This window comes from Burkholderia sp. RF4-BP95, from assembly GCF_001521985.1.
Taxonomy (GTDB): Bacteria; Pseudomonadota; Gammaproteobacteria; order Burkholderiales; family Burkholderiaceae; genus Burkholderia; species Burkholderia diffusa.
In genome coordinates this window covers 1-1444 of the sequence record NZ_LOSX01000086.1, presented here as the reverse complement: position 1 = coordinate 1444, position 1444 = coordinate 1, and the positions used below count along the sequence as shown (strand labels likewise).

1 protein-coding gene is annotated in these 1444 nt (G+C 64.6%); it reads left to right on the top strand.

Going from position 1 to position 1444, the window contains the following annotated elements; translation table 11 throughout:
- The first annotated feature begins 112 nt into the window (after window positions 1-112).
- A complete protein-coding gene (locus WS46_RS28455) occupies window positions 113-1426 on the top strand; it encodes a PBECR2 nuclease fold domain-containing protein (protein WP_059533316.1) in 1314 nt (437 codons plus the stop codon).
- Window positions 1427-1444: the final 18 nt, after the last annotated feature.

The following is a 1444-nucleotide window of genomic DNA, read 5'->3' as shown; positions in this document are numbered from 1 at the left end:
CCGGACGAAGCAATCGAGATGCTGCTCGAAGCGCAACCGGCCATGGACGACACCGCGATGCAGGAGCTGCTCGCGCGGTGCATCTTCGTGGCCGATGTGTGGGGGCGGCTGAATGGCGGTTGATCTCGGCTACGCGATCGGCCTCGAACCGGAGAAAGCTATCGCCTACTTCGAATCGAAGGGCTACAAGATCGGTTTCCGCTGGCAGGACGTCGCCGCCGAGGCGCATGCCAAGGCGTTCACGGTAGCGGGCGTGATGAAGGTCGACGTGCTCCAGGACATCCGCCAGGCGCTCACGACGTCGTTAAAGAAGGGCACGACGTTCGGCGAGTTTAAACGGCAGCTCTCGCCGGTCCTGGAAAAGAAAGGCTGGCTCGGCCAGGGCATGATCGTCGACCAGGACACCGGCGAGATCGAAGGCAAGCGCCTGACACCCCGCCGTTTGCAGACGATCTTCCAGACGAACATGCAATCGGCCTACATGGCCGGCCGGTACGCCGCGCAGCTCGAACAGGTCGACACGCATCCGTATTGGGAGTACGTCGCCGTCCTGGACAGCCGGACGCGCCCAGCGCACCGGGCGCTGGCCGGCGCGATCTACCGATACGACGATTCGTTCTGGCAGACGTTCTATCCGCCGAACGGGTTCCGCTGCCGCTGTCGTGTACGGACACGCACGCGGGCCTGGGTCGAAGACAAACACGGCCCGGTGTACGACAGCAGCGGTCGTCTGGTCCAGGTCGAAATTGTCGACCGATCCGGCACGAGGCGATCGGCGCTGGCCTATCAAGACGCGGTGACCGGACAGAAACTGCTACCCGATCCGTGCTTCAGCTCGAACCCCGGCGCGCAGTGGATGAAGCCGTTTACGCCGCCGCCGGCCGACAGCCTGCCGCGCACCTTTCCGTCCGGCATTGAGCTGCCGACGTTGCCGACGCCGACCCCGGTGCCGGCGTCGAGCTTGCTGCCGGCCGGCCTCGCGCCCGAGCAATATGCGCAGGCGTTCCTTCGGGAGTTCGGTCTGAAGCAGGGCCAATCGAAGGTGTTCGAGGATGCCACGCGTTCAGCCGTCACCATTTCGGACGACCTGTTCAAGACCGGCGACGGCAGTTGGAAAGCGGACAAGGATGGGCGCGGCGCGTATATGTCGCTGCTCGCCCGGGCGATCCAGGAACCCGACGAGATCTGGCTGCGGTGGGAGGAAAGCCGCGCGCATCCCGGGACGTGGCTGCTCAAGCGGCGCTACATCAAGTCCTGGTTGATCGACGACCAGGACGGCGCGCAGTACGGTTTGAGCGTGTTCGAGCTGGGCCAGGACAACTGGACCGGGTCGACGGCCATGATGGCGAACATTGAGCGCGGCGAGCAAGCGCGCCGTCGGTATATAGAAAAGCAGCGTGACGGCTTTCTGGTGTACCGCAAATAGAACGGCCCGCGACGCCGA

Bases quoted from the DNA above. Each gene is read 5' to 3' on its own strand.
- WS46_RS28455 (WP_059533316.1), top strand. From the start codon at position 113: ATGGCGGTTGATCTCGGCTACGCGATCGGCCTCGAACCGGAGAAAGCT.